This is a genomic window from Streptomyces incanus (genome assembly GCF_042656345.1).
GTDB lineage: Bacteria > Actinomycetota > Actinomycetes > Streptomycetales > Streptomycetaceae > Streptomyces > Streptomyces incanus.
Genome location: NZ_JBHSPC010000101.1, coordinates 23,525 through 39,157, shown reverse-complemented (window position 1 = coordinate 39,157; position 15,633 = coordinate 23,525). Strand labels below are relative to the sequence as shown.

At 71.0% G+C, this 15,633-nt stretch carries 14 protein-coding genes (1 of these 14 running past the window's edge); 7 read left to right on the top strand and 7 right to left on the bottom strand.

The window, feature by feature from the left end:
* The 5 genes in view from ACFP2V_RS29765 to ACFP2V_RS29745 are tightly spaced (at most 37 nt apart) and all read right to left on the bottom strand, a layout consistent with a single transcriptional unit that may run on beyond the window.
* Positions 1-209: the 5' end (the start) of a Gfo/Idh/MocA family protein gene (locus ACFP2V_RS29765; RefSeq protein ID WP_381218397.1), read on the bottom strand. Its footprint begins 823 nt before the window's first position; only the first 209 of its 1,032 coding nucleotides appear in the window; the start codon lies at positions 207-209; its stop codon lies beyond the left edge, outside the window.
* A gap of 37 nt (positions 210-246) precedes the next feature.
* A complete protein-coding gene (locus tag ACFP2V_RS29760; RefSeq protein ID WP_381218396.1) occupies positions 247-1,149 on the bottom strand; it encodes a sugar phosphate isomerase/epimerase family protein in 903 nt (300 codons plus the stop codon).
* A 1-nt stretch (position 1,150) separates the two neighbouring features.
* Positions 1,151-2,062 carry an ATP-binding cassette domain-containing protein gene (locus ACFP2V_RS29755; protein ID WP_381218395.1) on the bottom strand — a complete coding sequence of 304 codons (912 nt, stop codon included), beginning with the start codon at positions 2,060-2,062 and terminating at the stop codon, positions 1,151-1,153.
* Positions 2,063-2,067: 5 nt separating this feature from the next.
* Positions 2,068-3,144 (bottom strand): ABC transporter permease, encoded by a 1,077-nt coding sequence (locus tag ACFP2V_RS29750; protein WP_381218394.1) that lies wholly within the window; start codon positions 3,142-3,144, stop codon positions 2,068-2,070.
* On the bottom strand, positions 3,144-4,166 hold the full coding sequence (locus ACFP2V_RS29745) for a sugar ABC transporter substrate-binding protein (protein WP_381218393.1): 1,023 nt from the start codon (positions 4,164-4,166) through the stop codon (positions 3,144-3,146). Before ACFP2V_RS29745 ends, ACFP2V_RS29750 begins: the two co-directional genes overlap by 1 nt.
* A gap of 318 nt (positions 4,167-4,484) precedes the next feature.
* Between ACFP2V_RS29745 and iolC the strand changes: the two genes are divergently transcribed.
* From iolC to ACFP2V_RS29715, 6 genes are all read left to right on the top strand, one after another.
* A complete protein-coding gene (iolC, locus tag ACFP2V_RS29740; protein ID WP_381218392.1) occupies positions 4,485-5,483 on the top strand; it encodes a 5-dehydro-2-deoxygluconokinase in 999 nt (332 codons plus the stop codon).
* 14 nt (positions 5,484-5,497) lie between these two features.
* Positions 5,498-6,373, top strand: a complete 876-nt coding sequence (locus ACFP2V_RS29735) for a Cgl0159 family (beta/alpha)8-fold protein (protein ID WP_381218391.1) — start codon at positions 5,498-5,500, stop codon at positions 6,371-6,373.
* Between the two features lie 14 nt (positions 6,374-6,387).
* Entirely contained in the window at positions 6,388-7,305 is a 918-nt protein-coding gene (gene iolB, locus ACFP2V_RS29730) for a 5-deoxy-glucuronate isomerase (protein WP_381218390.1), read from the top strand.
* Positions 7,302-9,173 carry a 3D-(3,5/4)-trihydroxycyclohexane-1,2-dione acylhydrolase (decyclizing) gene (iolD, locus tag ACFP2V_RS29725; RefSeq protein ID WP_381218389.1) on the top strand — a complete coding sequence of 624 codons (1,872 nt, stop codon included), beginning with the start codon at positions 7,302-7,304 and terminating at the stop codon, positions 9,171-9,173. The genes iolB and iolD overlap by 4 nt, the downstream gene beginning before the upstream one ends.
* 110 nt (positions 9,174-9,283) lie before the next feature.
* On the top strand, positions 9,284-10,777 hold the full coding sequence (locus ACFP2V_RS29720; protein WP_381218388.1) for a CoA-acylating methylmalonate-semialdehyde dehydrogenase: 1,494 nt from the start codon (positions 9,284-9,286) through the stop codon (positions 10,775-10,777).
* A gap of 336 nt (positions 10,778-11,113) precedes the next feature.
* The gene (locus tag ACFP2V_RS29715) at positions 11,114-11,899 is read left to right on the top strand and encodes a GntR family transcriptional regulator (RefSeq protein ID WP_381218387.1); all 786 of its coding nucleotides are present in this window, start codon (positions 11,114-11,116) and stop codon (positions 11,897-11,899) included.
* 97 nt (positions 11,900-11,996) lie between these two features.
* Here the strand turns inward: ACFP2V_RS29715 and ACFP2V_RS29710 are convergent, their stop codons facing one another.
* Positions 11,997-12,980 (bottom strand): aldo/keto reductase, encoded by a 984-nt coding sequence (locus ACFP2V_RS29710; RefSeq protein ID WP_381218386.1) that lies wholly within the window; start codon positions 12,978-12,980, stop codon positions 11,997-11,999.
* Positions 12,981-13,124: 144 nt separating this feature from the next.
* A complete protein-coding gene (locus ACFP2V_RS29705) occupies positions 13,125-14,276 on the bottom strand; it encodes a hypothetical protein (RefSeq protein ID WP_381218385.1) in 1,152 nt (383 codons plus the stop codon).
* Between the two features lie 637 nt (positions 14,277-14,913).
* Here ACFP2V_RS29705 and ACFP2V_RS29700 point away from each other — a divergent pair.
* Positions 14,914-15,633 (top strand): IS6 family transposase, encoded by a 720-nt coding sequence (locus tag ACFP2V_RS29700; RefSeq protein ID WP_381218384.1) that lies wholly within the window; start codon positions 14,914-14,916, stop codon positions 15,631-15,633.

Sequence of the window (15,633 nt, the reverse complement as noted above, 5' to 3'; positions counted from 1 at the left end):
CCGCCGCCCGCCGCCATCGCGGCGGCCGGGTCGGTGTGTACGGTGCAGCCGTCGATGCCGGCGGCCACCGTCTTGGCCCGTTCCGCGTCGGTGTCGGCGACGGCGGCGACCCGCGCTCCGCTGACGACCCGGTCGATCCGGCGCACGTGGTCCGCGCCCATGCGGCCCGTGCCGATGACGGCGATTCCCAGGGGATCGTTCCCGTGCACGGTTCTCGTCTCCCTTTCCGGGGGTCGGGCGCCGGGGTCAGGCGCCGCAGGAGCGGAGGAATGTGCGGGTGCGGACCGCGATCGGCAGCGGCTTGTCCGGCTCGCAGGGGTACATGTCCTGCTCGACGATCGCGAACAGGTCCACGTCCAGCTTCTGGGCGGCGGTCAGGACCGCGCCCAGCTCCGGTACTCCGGCGGGCGGTTCGCACATCACGCCGCGCTGGACGGCGGGGCCGAACGGGATCCCGCCCGCGACCACGTCGGCGAGGATGTCCGGGTCGACCTGCTTGAGGTGCAGGTAGCCGATGCGTTCGCCGTAGGTCTCGATCAGCTTGACGCTGTCGCCGCCGCAGTAGGCGTAGTGCCCGGTGTCGAGGCAGAGGTTGACCAGGGAGGAGTCGGTGGAGTCGAGGAAACGCTCGACGTGCTCCTCGGTGTCGATGTGGGTGTCGGCGTGCGGGTGGACGACGATGTCGAGACCGTAGGTGTCCCGCACCTCCCGGCCGAGGCGTTCCATGCCCTTGGCCAGGTGGCCCCACTGCTCGGTGCTGAGCTCCGGGGGCTCCAGGATCTCGGCGGTCTTGTCGTCGCGCCAGAAGGACGGGATGACGACGAGGTGCTTGGCGTCCATGGCCCGGGTGAGCGAGGCGACCCGGCTGACCTGCTCCCAGGTGGACTCCCACTCGGAGGGGCCTCGGTGCAGTCCGCAGAAGATGGTGCCGGCGGAGACCTTGAGGTCCCGTTTCTTCACCTCGTCGGCCAGGCGGGCCGGGTCGGTCGGGAGGTAGCCGTAGGGGCCGAGTTCGATCCAGGAGTAGCCGGCCTCGGCGACCTCGTCGAGGAAGCGCTGCCAGGGCACCTGCTGCGGGTCGTCGGGGAACCAGACGCCCCAGGAGTCGGGGGCGGAGCCCACCCTGATGCGGTCGAGCGCGACTGCCATGTCAGGACTTTCCTTCCGGGGATGCCACTGCGGGGGCCTGGAGGTCTCCCTCCTCGGGGAGCTCCTCGACGTCGACGCCGCGTACCTGCGCCAGCTCGTGCTTGAGGGCGGCAAGTTCCGTACCGCCGGCCATGTGGTTGGTGAGTTCCTCGAGGGAGACCTCGCTGCGGGCGGCGGAGAGCTCCAGGGTACCCAGGCGCAGGACGCTGAAGTGGTCGCCCACCATGTAGGCGTGGTGCGGGTTGTGGGTGATGAAGATGACGCCGAGGCCGCGGTCGCGGGCGGCGGCGATGTACTTCAGCACCACACCCGACTGCTTGACGCCGAGCGCGGCGGTGGGCTCGTCCAGGATGAGGACGCGGGCGCCGAAGTAGACGGCGCGGGCGATGGCCACGCACTGGCGCTGACCGCCGGAGAGGGTGCCGATGGGCTGTTCCAGGTCGTCCAGGACGATGCCCATGTTGCGCAGTTCCTCGTCCGCGGTCCTCTTCATCCGCTCGATGTCGAGACGGCGCAGCGGCCAGTGGCCCTTGGTCATCTCGGAGCCGAGGAAGAAGTTGCGCCACACCGGCATCAGCGGGACGACGGCGAGATCCTGGTAGACGGTGGCGATGCCCTTACCGAGGGCCTCGCGCGGGGTGGAGAACCGTACCGGGGTGCCGTCGACGAGGAACGCGCCCTCGGTGTGCTGGTGCAGCCCGGAGATGATCTTGATGAGGGTGGACTTGCCGGCGCCGTTGTCGCCGAGCACGCAGGTCACGCGGCCGGGGTGGACGCTGAGGTCGACCCCGTGCAGGGCGCGGATGTTGCCGTAGGACTTGCCGGCCCCGCGGAGTTCGACCAGGGGGTGCTCCCCGTCCGGGGCGGTGTCCTTGAGGACGGCACCGTGGGTGCCGGTCGTGTCGTCGGTCATTGCGGTCACCTCCGGGTCGCCGTGCGCTGGACCCACAGATTGATGAGGACGGCGCCGAGGAGCATCACGCCGAGGAAGGCCTTGAACCAGTCCGGGTTCCAGCCGGCGTAGACGATGCCCTGCTGCACCATGCCGAACATGAAGGCGCCGAAGACCGGGCCGATCGCGGAGCCGTAGCCGCCGGTCATCAGGCAGCCGCCGATCACCGCGGCGGCGATGTAGATGAGCTCCTGGCCCACGCCCTCGCCGGACTGCACGGTGTTGAAGGAGAACAGCTGGTGCATGCCGACGAACCAGGCGCCGAAGCCGACCAGCATGTACAGGGAGATCTTGGTGAAGTTCACCGGCACGCCGACGGCACGGGCGCTCTCCTTGTTGCCGCCCACCGCGAAGATCCAGTTGCCGTACTTGGTGCGGAGCAGCACCCAGGCGGCGAGGACGGCGAAGACGAGCCACCACACGATGGTGATCTTCACCTGGACGCCGCCCACCTCGAAGCTGGACGCGAAGAGGGCCTTGGCCTGGTCGAAGCCGTCCATGTCGCTGATGTCGTCGGTCGCGACGTTCCCGGTGACCGTCTTGGTCACGGCCAGGTTGATGCCCTGGAGGATCAGGAAGGTGCCGAGGGTGACCAGGAAGCTGGGCAGGCCCGTCTTCATCAGGAACCAGCCGTTGAACATGCCGACGGCGAGGGACACCGCGAGGGCGGCGATGACGCCGACCCATATGTTCATGGACAGCTGGTAGGCGAGCATGCTCGCGGTGAGCGCCGAGGTGACCACGGCGACGCCGGCCGAGAGGTCGACCTCGCCGCCGATCATCAGCAGCGCCACCGGCAGGGCCATGATTCCGATGGTCGAGGACTGGTACAGGATGTTCGCCATCGAGCTGCTGTCCCGCATCGGCGGGGCGGCGATCAGGAAGAACACCAGAACGACCACGACGCCGAGGAAGACGCCGACCTCGGGCCGGGCCAGCAGCCTCCGTGCCGGCGGGCGCCGCGTGGTGCGGCCGTCGTTCGCCTTCGGGCCGGAGGCCGGCGGTGGGGTCACCGCCGGCTCGGCCTGTCGGGTCGTACTCATCACCGGGTGCCCTTCGCGGCGTACTCGGAGACCGCGTCGACGTTGGACTTGTCGACGAACGCGGGGCCGGTCAGCACCGGCTGCTCACCGCCGCCGCTGTAGTTGCCGTTGTTCTTGTAGAGCCACAGGCCGTCGATGGCGAGGTAGCCCTGGAGGTAGGGCTGCTGGTCCACGGCGAACTCGATGTCGCCGGCCTGGATGGCCTTGGTGAGGTCCTTGTTGAGGTCGAAGGTGGCGACCTTCGCCTTGCTGCCGGCGTCGCCCACCGACTGCACGGCGGTCGGCGCGAAGGGTGCGCCGAGGGTGGCGACGTAGTCGATGGAGGAGTCCTGCTTGAGCTTGGCGGTGATCGTCGACTTCACCGACGGCATGTCGGTGCCGTTGACGTTGAGGATCTGGGTCTCGCCCTCGAAGGTCTTCTTCAGGCCGTCGCAGCGCTGGGTCAGGCCGACGTTGCCCTGCTCGTGGATGACACAGACGGTGTTCTTGGCGCCGACCTCGTTGAGCTTCTTGCCGAAGGCCTCGCCGGCCACGGACTCGTCCTGGCCGAAGAACTCCAGCAGGCCGAGGTCCTTCCAGTCGCTCAGGCCGGAGTTGAGGCCGACGACGGGTATGCCTGCCTTCTCCGCCTTGCCGAGGACGCTCTTGAGGGCGTCCGGCTTGGCGAGGGTGACGGCGATGCCGTCGACCTTCTGGTCGATCGCGTTCTGCACCAGGTTGGCCTGGTTGCCGGCGTTCGGGTCGGCGGAGTAGATGAGCTTGACGTTGTCCTTGGCCGCGGCGGCCTCGGCACCCTTGCGGACGATGTCCCAGAACGTGTCGCCGGGCGCCTGGTGGGTCACGAGGGCCACCGTCATCTGCGGCGTGCTCGCCTTGCCGGCCGCCGCGCCGTCGTCGCCGCCTTCCTCGGCCTTCTTGCCGCCGGAACCACTGGAGCAGCCGGCGAGGGCCAGTGCGGCCGCCGCGGCCATCGCCACGAAGGGCGCGATTCTGCGGGGGCGGTTGCGAGAAGAGCGGTCCATCTTTACCTGCACCTCACTGTGCTACGCGAAAAAAGGGCGGGGCCCGAGAATCCTCCCCGGAGCCTCGGACGTCCGAGTCTGCGTCATCGTGCGAAACGCCTGTCGTGTTGGGACGGGATCAAATCCCCTGGCGCGCACTCTGTCAATACTTTGTTAAGACATCAGTTCACTAGCTAGTCCGAATGTAAGTACAAACTATTGACATCGCCGCCCTCCGAGACCTACACCTGAGGGGCGGCAGGTCCCCGGATGGCACGTCCCCACCGTGGCAGGGCACTCCGGGACCCGCATCCCCAGCAGTTCGAGGAGCTTCGCTCGATGACCGACTCAGACGCACCACAGTATTTCGACCTGATCACCATGGGTCGCATCGGGGTGGACCTTTACCCCCTGGAGACCGGCGTTCCGCTGACAAAGGTCGAAACATTCGGAAAGTTCCTCGGTGGTTCGGCCGCGAACGTCGCGGTCGCCGCCGCCCGGCTCGGCCGCTCGACGGCCGTGATCACCCGGACGGGAGACGATCCCTTCGGCACCTATCTGCACGAGGCCCTGAAGGACTTCGGCGTCGACGACCGGTGGGTCACCCCGGTCGCCGCGTATCCGACGCCGATCACCTTCTGCGAGATCTTTCCGCCGGACGACTTCCCGCTCTACTTCTACCGCCGGCCCAAGGCTCCCGACCTGGAGATCCACACCGCCGAGCTGGACCTCGCCGCGGTCCGCGCGGCCGGGATCTTCTGGATCACCGGCACCGGTCTGAGCGAGGAGCCGAGCCGCTCGGCGACGCTCGACGCGCTTCAGGCACGCGCCAAGGCGGGCACCACCGTGTTCGACCTGGACTGGCGCCCGATGTTCTGGCGCGATCCCGACGAGGCCCGCCCCTACTACCGCCAGGCCCTGCGGCACGCCACGGTCGCGGTCGGCAACCTCGACGAGTGCGAGGTCGCCACCGGAGTGCGCGAGCCCGAGGCGTGCGCCGAGGCACTGCTGGCGGCCGGCGTGGAACTCGCCGTCGTCAAGCAGGGCCCCCGGGGCGTGCTCGCCGTGCACCGCGACGGCACCCGCGCCGAGGTGCCGCCGGTCCCGGTCGACGTGGTCAACGGCCTCGGTGCGGGCGATGCCTTCGGCGGGTCGCTCTGCCACGGTCTGCTCTCGGGCTGGGACCTGGAGCGGACCATGCGCCACGCCAACGCCGCCGGCGCTCTCGTCGCCTCGCGCCTGGCCTGTTCGTCCGCCATGCCCACCGGGGCCGAAGTGGCGGACCTCCTCGGGGAGACCGTGCCGCCGGGCGGCGCGAGCCTGCCGAGCCAGTCCTGAACGGAGTCAATTCCTTGAATTTCAGCATCTGTGACCTCACCACGGTCCGGGCCCGGAATCCGCAGGCCATCGCCGAGGCGGCGGCCCGCCGGGCCCGCCGTCCGCTGATCGGCGACAGTGGACGGCTGATGATCGTGGCCGCCGACCACCCCGCGCGGGGTGCGCTCGGCATCGGCGACCGGCGCCTGGCCATGGCCGACCGTGCCGAGCTGCTGGAACGGCTGTGCGTCGCACTGTCCCGGCCCGGCGTCGACGGGGTGCTGGCCACCGCCGACATCCTCGAGGACCTGCTGCTGCTCGGCGCGCTCGAGAACAAGGTCGTCATGGGGTCGATGAACCGTGGCGGCCTGGCCGGCTCGGCCTTCGAGATGGACGACCGCTTCACCGGCCACCGCCCCGAGGACATCGAGCGGTCCGGCTTCGACGCGGGCAAGCTGCTGGTCCGCATCGACTACGACGACCCGGGCTCCCTGAGCACCCTGGAGTCCACCGCCCGCGCCGTCGACGCCATGGCCGAACGCCGGCTCCCGGTGTTCGTGGAGCCGTTCATCTCGCGCCGGGTCGACGGCAGGGTCCGCAACGACCTGTCCGCCGAGGCCGTCACCCGCTCCATCGCCATAGCCTCCGGCCTCGGCGGCACCTCCGCCTACACCTGGCTGAAACTCCCCGTCACCGAGAACGCCGACGACATGGCGGAGGTCCTGCGCGGCTCCACGCTGCCCGTCGTCCTGCTCGGCGGGGAGGTCGGCGACCAGGAGGCGGCGTACGAGCGGTGGGGCAAGGCGCTGAAGCTGCCCTCCGTACAGGGCATGGTCGTCGGCCGCTCACTGCTCTACCCGGCCGGGGGCAGTGTGGAGGAAGCGGTGGACACGGCCGTGAGCCTGCTGTGACCGGAAAGGCTGCCATGACACATCACCTTCCCGCGGACCGTGCCCAGACCGGCCCGTACCTCGTCGACGTGAGCCCCGAGTCGGCCGGCTGGAGTCACTCCAGCCTGCGTGTGCTGGAGCTGCCGCCGGGCGGCACGCACACCTTCGACACCGGCGAGAGCGAGTGGATCGTGCTGCCGCTCAGCGGTGGCTGCACGGTCGCCGCCGCCGACGACTTCGGCCACGACACGTTCGAACTCGTCGGCCGCACCAGCGTGTTCGACGGCGTCAGCGACTTCGCCTACGTGCCGCGTGACGCTCGCGCGACCGTCACGTCGGCCGACGGCGGACGGTTCGCGCTCACCGGCGCCCGCTGCACCCGACGCCTGCCCGCCCGCTACGGGCCCGCCTCGGACGTCCCCGTGGAGCTGCGCGGCACCGGGAACTGCTCCCGCCAGGTCAACAACTTCGGGGCGGCGGCCCCCGCCGGAGGCGGTGACGGACAGGGTTTCGAGTGCGACAAACTGATCGCGGTCGAGGTGATCACCCCGGGCGGCAACTGGTCGTCGTTCCCGCCGCACAAGCACGACGAGCACCGGCCGGGCGAGGAGTCCGTGCTGGAGGAGATCTACTACTTCGAGTTCGCGGAGCACGACGGCATCCCCGGCCTCGGCTACCAGCGGGTCTCCCCGTCCGGTCCGGGCCGGGACACGGACGTCCTGGCCGAGGTGCGCGACGGCGACGTGGTACTCATCCCGGACGGCTGGCACGGGCCGTCCATGGCCGTGCCCGGCCACCACATGTACTACCTCAACGTCATGGCGGGCCCCGAGGACGAACGCGCCTGGCTGATCTGCGACCATCCCGAGCACGCCTGGATCCGCTCCACCTGGCCCGGCCAGCCCCTCGACCCCCGCCTGCCCCTCTACACCGCCCCCGAGAGGTCCGTATGAGCGCCGCCACCCGCCGACTGACGACCGCCCAGGCCCTGGTGCGCTTCCTGGCCGCCCAGTACACCGAGCGGGACGGCGTACGGCACCGGCTGATCGCGGGCACGTGGGGCATTTTCGGCCACGGCAACGTGGCGGGCGTCGGGCAGGCGCTCGTCGAGTACGCCGATGTCATGCCGTACCACCAGGGCCGCAACGAGCAGTCCATGGTGCACGCGGCCGTGGCCCACGCCCGTCAGCTCAACCGGCTGTCCGTGCAGGCCGTGACGACCTCGATCGGCCCCGGCGCGACCAACCTGGTCACCGGCGCCGCGCTCGCCACCATCAATCGCCTGCCGGTGCTGCTGCTGCCCGGCGACTACTTCGCCTCGCACGCGGCGGACCCGCTGCTCCAGCAGTTGGAGCACCCGGTCGAGGCGGACGTGTCCGTCAACGACACGCTGCGTCCCGTCTCCCGTTACTTCGACCGGATCACCCGCCCCGAAGCGCTGATCGCGTCCGCGCTGAACGCCGTACGGGTGCTCGCCGACCCGGCCGAGACCGGCGCCGTCACCCTCGCCCTGCCGCAGGACGTGCAGGCCGAGGCGTACGACTGGCCGGAGGATTTCTTCGCCGACCGCGTCTGGCGGGTACGGCGTCCGGCGCCGGACCCGGTCGAGCTGGAGGCGGCGGTGGCGGCCGTCCGGACCGCCCGGCGTCCGCTGATCGTCGCGGGCGGCGGTGTCCACCACAGCGAGGCCGAGGGGGCGCTGAAGGCCCTCGTGGACGCCACCGGCATCCCGGTCGCCTCCACCCAGGCCGGCAAGGGCTCCCTGCGCCACGACCACCCGGCCGACCTGGGCGGCATCGGCCACACCGGCACGGCGGTGAGCGACGACCTGGCCCGCGGCGCCGACCTGGTGATCGGCGTCGGTACCCGCTACTCCGATTTCACCACCGCCTCCGGCACCCTGTTCGCCGACCCCGACGTGCGCTTCCTCAACCTCAACATCACCGGTTTCGACGCCCACAAGCTGGCGGCGCGCACCCTGGTGTGCGACGCGCGGGCCGGTCTGGAGGCGCTGGCCGGGGCCCTGGCCGGGCACCGCGTGGACGCGGCGTACGAGGAGGAGTACCGCGCCGGCAAGGAGCGCTGGGAGCGGGTCGTCGAGGCCGCCTACCGCGCGGACGACGAGAGCGCCGTACCCACCCAGACCCAGGTGCTCGGCGCGCTCGACGCGGTCGTGGGCGACGCGGACGTGGTGATCAACGCGGCCGGCTCGCTCCCCGGCGACCTGCACAAGCTCTGGCGCGCGCGCAGCCCGCGCCAGTACCACCTCGAGTACGGCTACTCCTGCATGGGCTACGAGATCCCGGCCGCGATCGGTGTGCAGCAGGCGGCGCCCGGCACGCCCGTGTGGGCGCTGGTCGGCGACGGCACGTATCTGATGATGCCGACCGAGATCGTCACGGCCGTCCAGGAGCGGCTGCCCGTGAAGATGGTGCTGATCCAGAACCACGGGTACGCCTCCATCGGCGGCCTGTCCGAGGAGACCGGCGGCGAGCGCTTCGGCACCGCCTACCGGTACCGGGCCGAGGACGGCACCTTCACCGGTGCCCCGCTGCCCGTGGACCTCGCGGCGAACGCGGCCAGCCTGGGCATGGACGTGCTGCGCGCCAAGACCGTGCGGGAGCTGCGCCATGCCCTGGCCGAGGCCCGCACCGCCGAGCGTCCGACGTGCGTGTACGTCGAGACGGACCCGGCGCCCACCGCTCCCCCGGCCGAGGCCTGGTGGGACGTGCCGGTGGCCGAGGTCGCCTCCCGCGAGGCCGCCGTGCGGGCGCGTGAACGGTACGACGCCCAGGTCGCCGGCCGCCGCCGGCACCTCTGAACCGTTCCGGCCGGCCCCACCGCACCGCTTCCGGCCGGCCCCTCGGACTCCTTGCGAGTCTCCCCTGAACCGAACCTCAACTCTCCGCGCAGGAAAGGTCGTCCGCTCTCATGAAGACCATCAGCCACTGGATCGGCGGCAAGTCCGTCGAAGGCACCTCCGGCCGTTTCGGCCCCGTCTGGAACCCGGCCACCGGCACCCAGGAGAAGCAGGTCGCGTTCGCGGACACCACCGAGGTGGACGCCGCCGTGGCCGCCGCGAAGGACGCCTTCGAGAGCTGGGGCACCTCGTCGCTGGCCAAGCGCACGGCGATCCTGTTCAAGTACCGCGAGCTGCTGGATGCCCACCGCGACGAGATCGCGGAGCTGATCACCGCCGAGCACGGCAAGGTGCACTCCGACGCCCTCGGCGAGGTCGCGCGGGGCATGGAGATCGTGGAACTGGCCTGCGGGATCAGCGTGCAGCTGAAGGGCGAGCTGTCCACGCAGGTCTCCCACCGCGTCGACGTCGCCTCGATCCGCCAGCCGCTGGGCGTGGTCGCCGGCATCACGCCGTTCAACTTCCCGGCCATGGTGCCGATGTGGATGTTCCCGCTGGCCATCGCGTGCGGCAACACGTTCGTGCTGAAGCCGTCCGAGAAGGACCCGTCGGCCTCCCTCCGCCTCGCGGAACTGGCCACCGAGGCGGGCCTGCCGGACGGTGTGCTGAACGTCGTGCAGGGCGACCGGGAGGCCGTGGACCGCATCCTGGAGCACCCCGACATCGAGGCCGTCTCCTTCGTCGGCTCCACCCCGATCGCCCGGCACATCCAGCTGAAGGCGACCGAGCACGGCAAGCGCGTCCAGGCGCTGGGCGGTGCCAAGAACCACATGCTCGTCCTGCCGGACGCCGACCTGGACCTGGCCGCCGACCAGGCGATCAACGCGGCGTACGGTTCGGCCGGCGAGCGCTGCATGGCCGTGTCGGTCGTGGTCGCGGTCGGCGACATCGGCGACGACCTGGTCGGCCGGATCACCGAGCGGGCGAAGAAGCTCCGCATCGGTCCGGGCAACGACCCCACCTCGGAGATGGGCCCGCTGATCACCCGCGAGCACCGCGACAAGGTGGCCTCGTACGTGGCGGGCGCGGCGGCGCAGGGCGCCGAGGTCGTGCTCGACGGCACGGGCCTGACGGTCGACGGGCACGAGGACGGCTTCTTCGTCGGCGTCTCGCTGCTCGACCGGGTGCCGCTGACCGCGGACGCCTACCAGGACGAGATCTTCGGCCCGGTGCTGTGCGTGGTCCGCGCGGAGACCTACGACGAGGCCATCGCGCTGATCAACGACTCCCGCTGGGGCAACGGCACCGCGATCTTCACCCGGGACGGCGGCGCCGCCCGCCGCTTCCAGCTCGAGGTGAAGGCGGGCATGGTCGGCGTCAACGTGCCGATCCCGGTCCCGGTCGGCTACCACTCCTTCGGCGGCTGGAAGGACTCCCTCTTCGGCGGCCACCACATCTACGGCAACGACGGCGTCGCCTTCTACACGCAGGGCAAGGTCATCACCACGCGCTGGCCGGACCCGTCCGACGGAGGCATCAACCTCGGTTTCCCGAGCAACTCCTGACCCTCGGCCGCCCGAGCCCGGGTCTTTCGTTCGGATGATGCCGGATCAGGGAACGGGGGCCGGTGCCGTGCCCCGCAAGGCGGAGGAGAGAGCCCATGGGGGGCTCCCCTGCTCATGGGGATCCCCCGCTCATGGGGGTCCCCCCGCTCGAGCGAAGTCGAGAGTGGGGGAGGAGCCGGGAGTGGGGGAAGAAGCCGAGAGCTCGGGGAAAGAGCCCCGGGGACCGGCGACCACGCGGCGAGGTGCGGTGCGGTGCCGGCCCCGCGAGCCCGGCACGATCCACCCGAGAGGCCCCAGCCCTGCCCTCGACAGCGCACTCAACAGGAAGGTACGCCCATGGCGAAGATCGGCGACCGGGCCCGTGCCGTGACCGAACCCGCGCTCAGCTCAATGGACTTCGCCCTGGACCGGGGCAGTCCGGTGCCGTTGTACCACCAGCTCGCCCAGCAGTTGGAGGCGGCGATCACGCACGGCGACCTCACCCCGGGCAACCTCCTGGGCAACGAGGTCGATCTCTCGGTACGTCTCGGTCTGTCCCGCCCCACGGTCCGCCAGGCCATCCAGTCCCTTGTCGACAAGGGACTGCTGGTCCGGCGGCGTGGGGTGGGCACCCAGGTGGTGCACAGCCAGGTCAGGCGCCCCCTGGAGCTCAGCAGCCTCTACGACGACCTGGAGGCGGCCGGCCAGGGCCCGAGTACGCAGGTCGCCCGCCACGAGACGGTCCCGGCACCCCCTGGCGTGGCGGCGGCCCTGGGCCTGCCCGAGGGCGGAGAAACGGTCCTCCTCGAACGCCTGCGCCGCACCCACGGCCGGCCCGTCGCCCTCCTCTGCAACTACCTCCCGCCGGACCTGCTGGAACTGGACGACGCCCGGCTGGAGTCGACCGGTCTGTACCGCATGATGCGCGCGGCGGGCATCACCCTGCACAGCGCCCGGCAGACCGTCGGCGCCCGCTCGGCCACCGCCGGGGAGGCGTCCCGCCTGGACGAGAAGGAGGGCGCCGCCCTGCTCACCATGCACCGCACCGCCTACGACGACACGGGCCGCGCGGTGGAGTACGCGAGCCACGTCTACCGCGCCTCGCGCTACTCGTTCGACTTCCAGCTACTGGTCAGGTCCTGAGCCGGTGCCGTGCCCCGGACACGGCACCGAGCGGGTCAGGGGCGGGGCGGCACGGCACGGGTGGGGCGGCACGGCGCTCAGGTCCTGGTGCCTCGTCTCAGTGCGCCGCGTCCAGCCGGGCCCGCTGCTCCGGCGACAGTTCCAGGTCCACCGCTGCCAGGTTCTCCTCCAGTTGCGCCACCGAGGACACCCCGGCCAGCGGCAGGATCGGCGGTTCGTGGCCGAGCTGCCAGGCCAGCACCACCTGGCCGGCGCTCGCCCCGGTCTCCCGGGCGACCTCGTGCAGCACCTTCAGCCGGGCGGGCGTCCCCGGGTGGTCGTAGTCCCGGGGCAGCCGCTCCGGTCGGGCGTACGCACCCTTCAGCAGCGGCGAGTAGGCGACCAGGGCCAGCCGGGGCTCGGCCCGCAGGTAGGTGAGCAGCTCGGCGCCGGCGTGCCCGAGACTGCCGTCGGGGAAGAGGTCCTCGGGCAGGTCGGCGCGGGGGCGCAGGTAGCTGTGCTGGTACTGGAGCACCTCGTAGCCGGGCAGTCCCGCCGCGGCGGCGAGGGCACGGGCCCGCTCCACCCGCCACACCGCGTGATTGCTCGCGCCGAGCAGTCCGGCCGTGCCCTCGGCGACGAGGCCGGCGAAGCCCTCCAGGGTCTCCTGGAGCGGGACGGCGCGGTCCTCGATGTGTGCGTACAGCAGGTCCAGCCGGTCCATGCCGAGCCGCTCCCGGCTGCGTTCGGCCGACTCACGGATCGCCTTCGCCGACAGGCCCTCCGGGTTGTCGATGTAGCTCGTACCGGGGGCGAGCGGGCGGGCGCCCAGCTTGGTCGCGACGACGATCTCGTCGCCGACGCCCCGGCTGCGCCGCCAGCGCCCGAGCAGCGCCTCGCTCTGCCCTCCCTGGCCGCCGTCGGTCCAGAAGGCGTAGTTGTCGGACGTGTCGATGAAGTTCCCGCCTGCCTCGACGTACCGGTCGAGTACGGCGAAGGACGTCTTCTCGTCCGTCACGGAGCCGAACAGCATCGCGCCGAGCGCGAGCACGCTCACCTCCCGGCGGGTCCGCGGATCGCTGCCGATGGTGCGGTACTTCATGGCGTTTCCCTCCCGTGAGCGCCCCGTTGTCGGGGCACGGAACGGGAGTCTTCAGCGTGAAGCGCACTTCAAGTCAAGGGCGTCCGCGGCACATCGGCAAAGAGGCCCCCCAGGCAGGGAGCCGGGCGCCGACGTGAGCGCGGCCTACTTGTTCGTGCCCCGGAAGCGGCCGAAGGCCTTCGTCAAGCCGCTGAGTGGCGAGCCTTCCTCGCCGGCCGGCCCCGGCGCGGGCGGTCGGGGCACGCCGTCGCCGCCGGTCACCTCGGCGAGTGCGGCCTGCGCGGCCTCGGCCGCCTCCCGGTACAGGTCACGGGACTCCGTCATGACGTCGAGCGCGTGGGCGTACCTGGCGACCATGTCCTGGGCGTGGGCCAGCTCCTCTTCCGGGCTGAGCAGGTGCCAGCCCCGGCGCAGCCGCGTCAGAGCCTGCTCGGCCTCGGCCGGCAGGGACCGCGGGAGTGCGGCGAACTCAGTGATCCTGCCGAGGAATTCGACCGGTTCCGAGCCGTCCAGGAAGATGCTGCGCACCGTGAAGTGCTCCGGGTCGTAGTCCGGTCCCGGCGGCACCGTGGGCAGGACGACGGCGCCGCCGCGCGGCATCCGCAGCTTCAGCTCCCGCTGCAGCGCGAAGTCGGCGATCCGGGCCTGCTCGGGTGTGCCCCGGTGCTCGACCACCCGGTGCCGCAGGCTCGGCGGCAGGAACTCCGCGACCGGCCGCTGCCCCCGCGCGTCCGGCGTCATCGCCTCGTGCACCACGACATGGACGAACCAGCTGTTCCGGGCGCAGTCCCGCAGCCGGCGGCGCACCTCGTCGTCGTCCTTCGGCAGGTGGTTCACCGTCCGCAGGCGTACGCCCGGCACCGTGTCGTGGTCCCACTCGACCCGGCCGCTGTCGGGCCAGAACATGGTGGCGGGCGACGGCCAGCGAGCGTCCCACGCACGCTCCGCCTCGGCGGCGAGGAGCCAGGTGACGCCTTCGGCCTCCTCCCCGCGGGCCTGCGGATCGTAGGTGGTCAGCTGCGCGCGCACCGTGACGTTTCCGGCCACGCGCCAGCGGGCCTCGAAGAGGCGGCGGGCCGACGGGCCGGGGTCGGCGGAGGCGTCCCGGGGATACAGGACGGTGGACCGGACCGCCTCGACGGGGTCGAGCTCCAGGAAGTCGTCGAGGCCCCCGGCCGCCTTGAGGGCGATGAGGTTGCGCCGGACGTCGAGCTCGGGCTCGGGGCCCGGATGGCGTCCGCGCGCCAGCCATACGGTGTCGGGGACGGTGGGCGTGGGGGTGCTGTTTTTGACCATGGAGTCGTTCTGTGAGTGGTCAGGGGCCTGATCAGTATGGTCCGTGGACCGCGCACCGTCCATGACCTGCGGCACCTCACGGACACCGGCACGGTCACGACTCGACGAGGTGTCCCCGGCCGCCCGGAAGCGAAGCGGACCGGCCGAACGCCGAAAGGGCCATCCAAGGATGGCCCTGAGCTGCGGAGTTGTCCGACGCGGTCCGACGTCACCGTCGGGACGACAGGATTTGAACCTGCGCCCCCTTGACCCCCAGGAGCGCGGGCTACCGGGATTATCTGGATAAACAAGCTATTTCAAGGGCAGATACCGTGCGCTTCACGGTGTGAAGTTCGGCATCGCGCATGCCGTTTGGTCCCCAACTGGTCCCCAGAAAGCAGACCAGGTCCAGCCTCACAGCCGAGCGCGGGCCGATAGCCGCTCGCTCAGCTGTGTCAGCTCCGGGGCACTGTCAGTGGTCGGCGTCACCGTGAGAGATCAGCCAGATCGGCTCGTGGCCTCGGAGGGTGGCAGGCGTGGGTGACGTGGAGTGGCCGAAGGAATCAGGGGCCTACGAACAGGCCGTCGCCGGGCACTGTCACGTTGACCAACCGGGTGGAATGATCTTCTGGTTGGTCATGCCGGGGAGGGATCGTCCGTGGACAGCGCGCTACCGTCGTACCAGGGGCACCGGTACCCGGTCGAGGTCATTGCCCACTGCGTGTGGCTGTCCTTCCGCTTCCCGCTGTCGTTCCGCGAGGCCGGGGAGCTGATGCTCCAGCGCGGTGTCGTCGTTTCCCATGAGACGGTCCGCCGCTGGTGCGCCACGTTCGGGCAGGTCTACGCCAACGGCCTGCGACGCCGACATGCGAGGCCGGGCGACCCATGGCACCTGGACGAGGTCTTCGTGAAGATCAACGGCGAGCTGAAGTACCTGTGGCGGGCCGTTGACCAGGACGGCACCGTGCTCGACATCCTCCTGCAGAGCCGGCGGGACACCGCCGCCGCCAGACGCTTCTTCCGCAGGCTGCTGAAGAGGACCGGTGCGGTGCCGCGGGTGGTCGTCACGGACAAGCTCCGCTCCTACGGCGCGGCCCACCGCGAGGTCATGCCCTCCGTCGAGCACCGTGCCCACCAGGGCCTGAACAACCGGGCGGAGAACAGCCACCAGCCCACCCGGCAACGCGAACGCGCCATGAAAGGCTTCCGCAGCGTGGGTGGGGCCCAGCGGTTCCTGTCCGCGTTCAGCGGCATCTCACCCCACTTCCGGCCCCGGCGGCACCTGATGACCGCCACCGACCACCGCGCCGAAATGACCGTCCGCTTCACCATCTGGGACCAGATCACCGGCGCCGCCGGCCGGCCCGCCGAGGCCTGA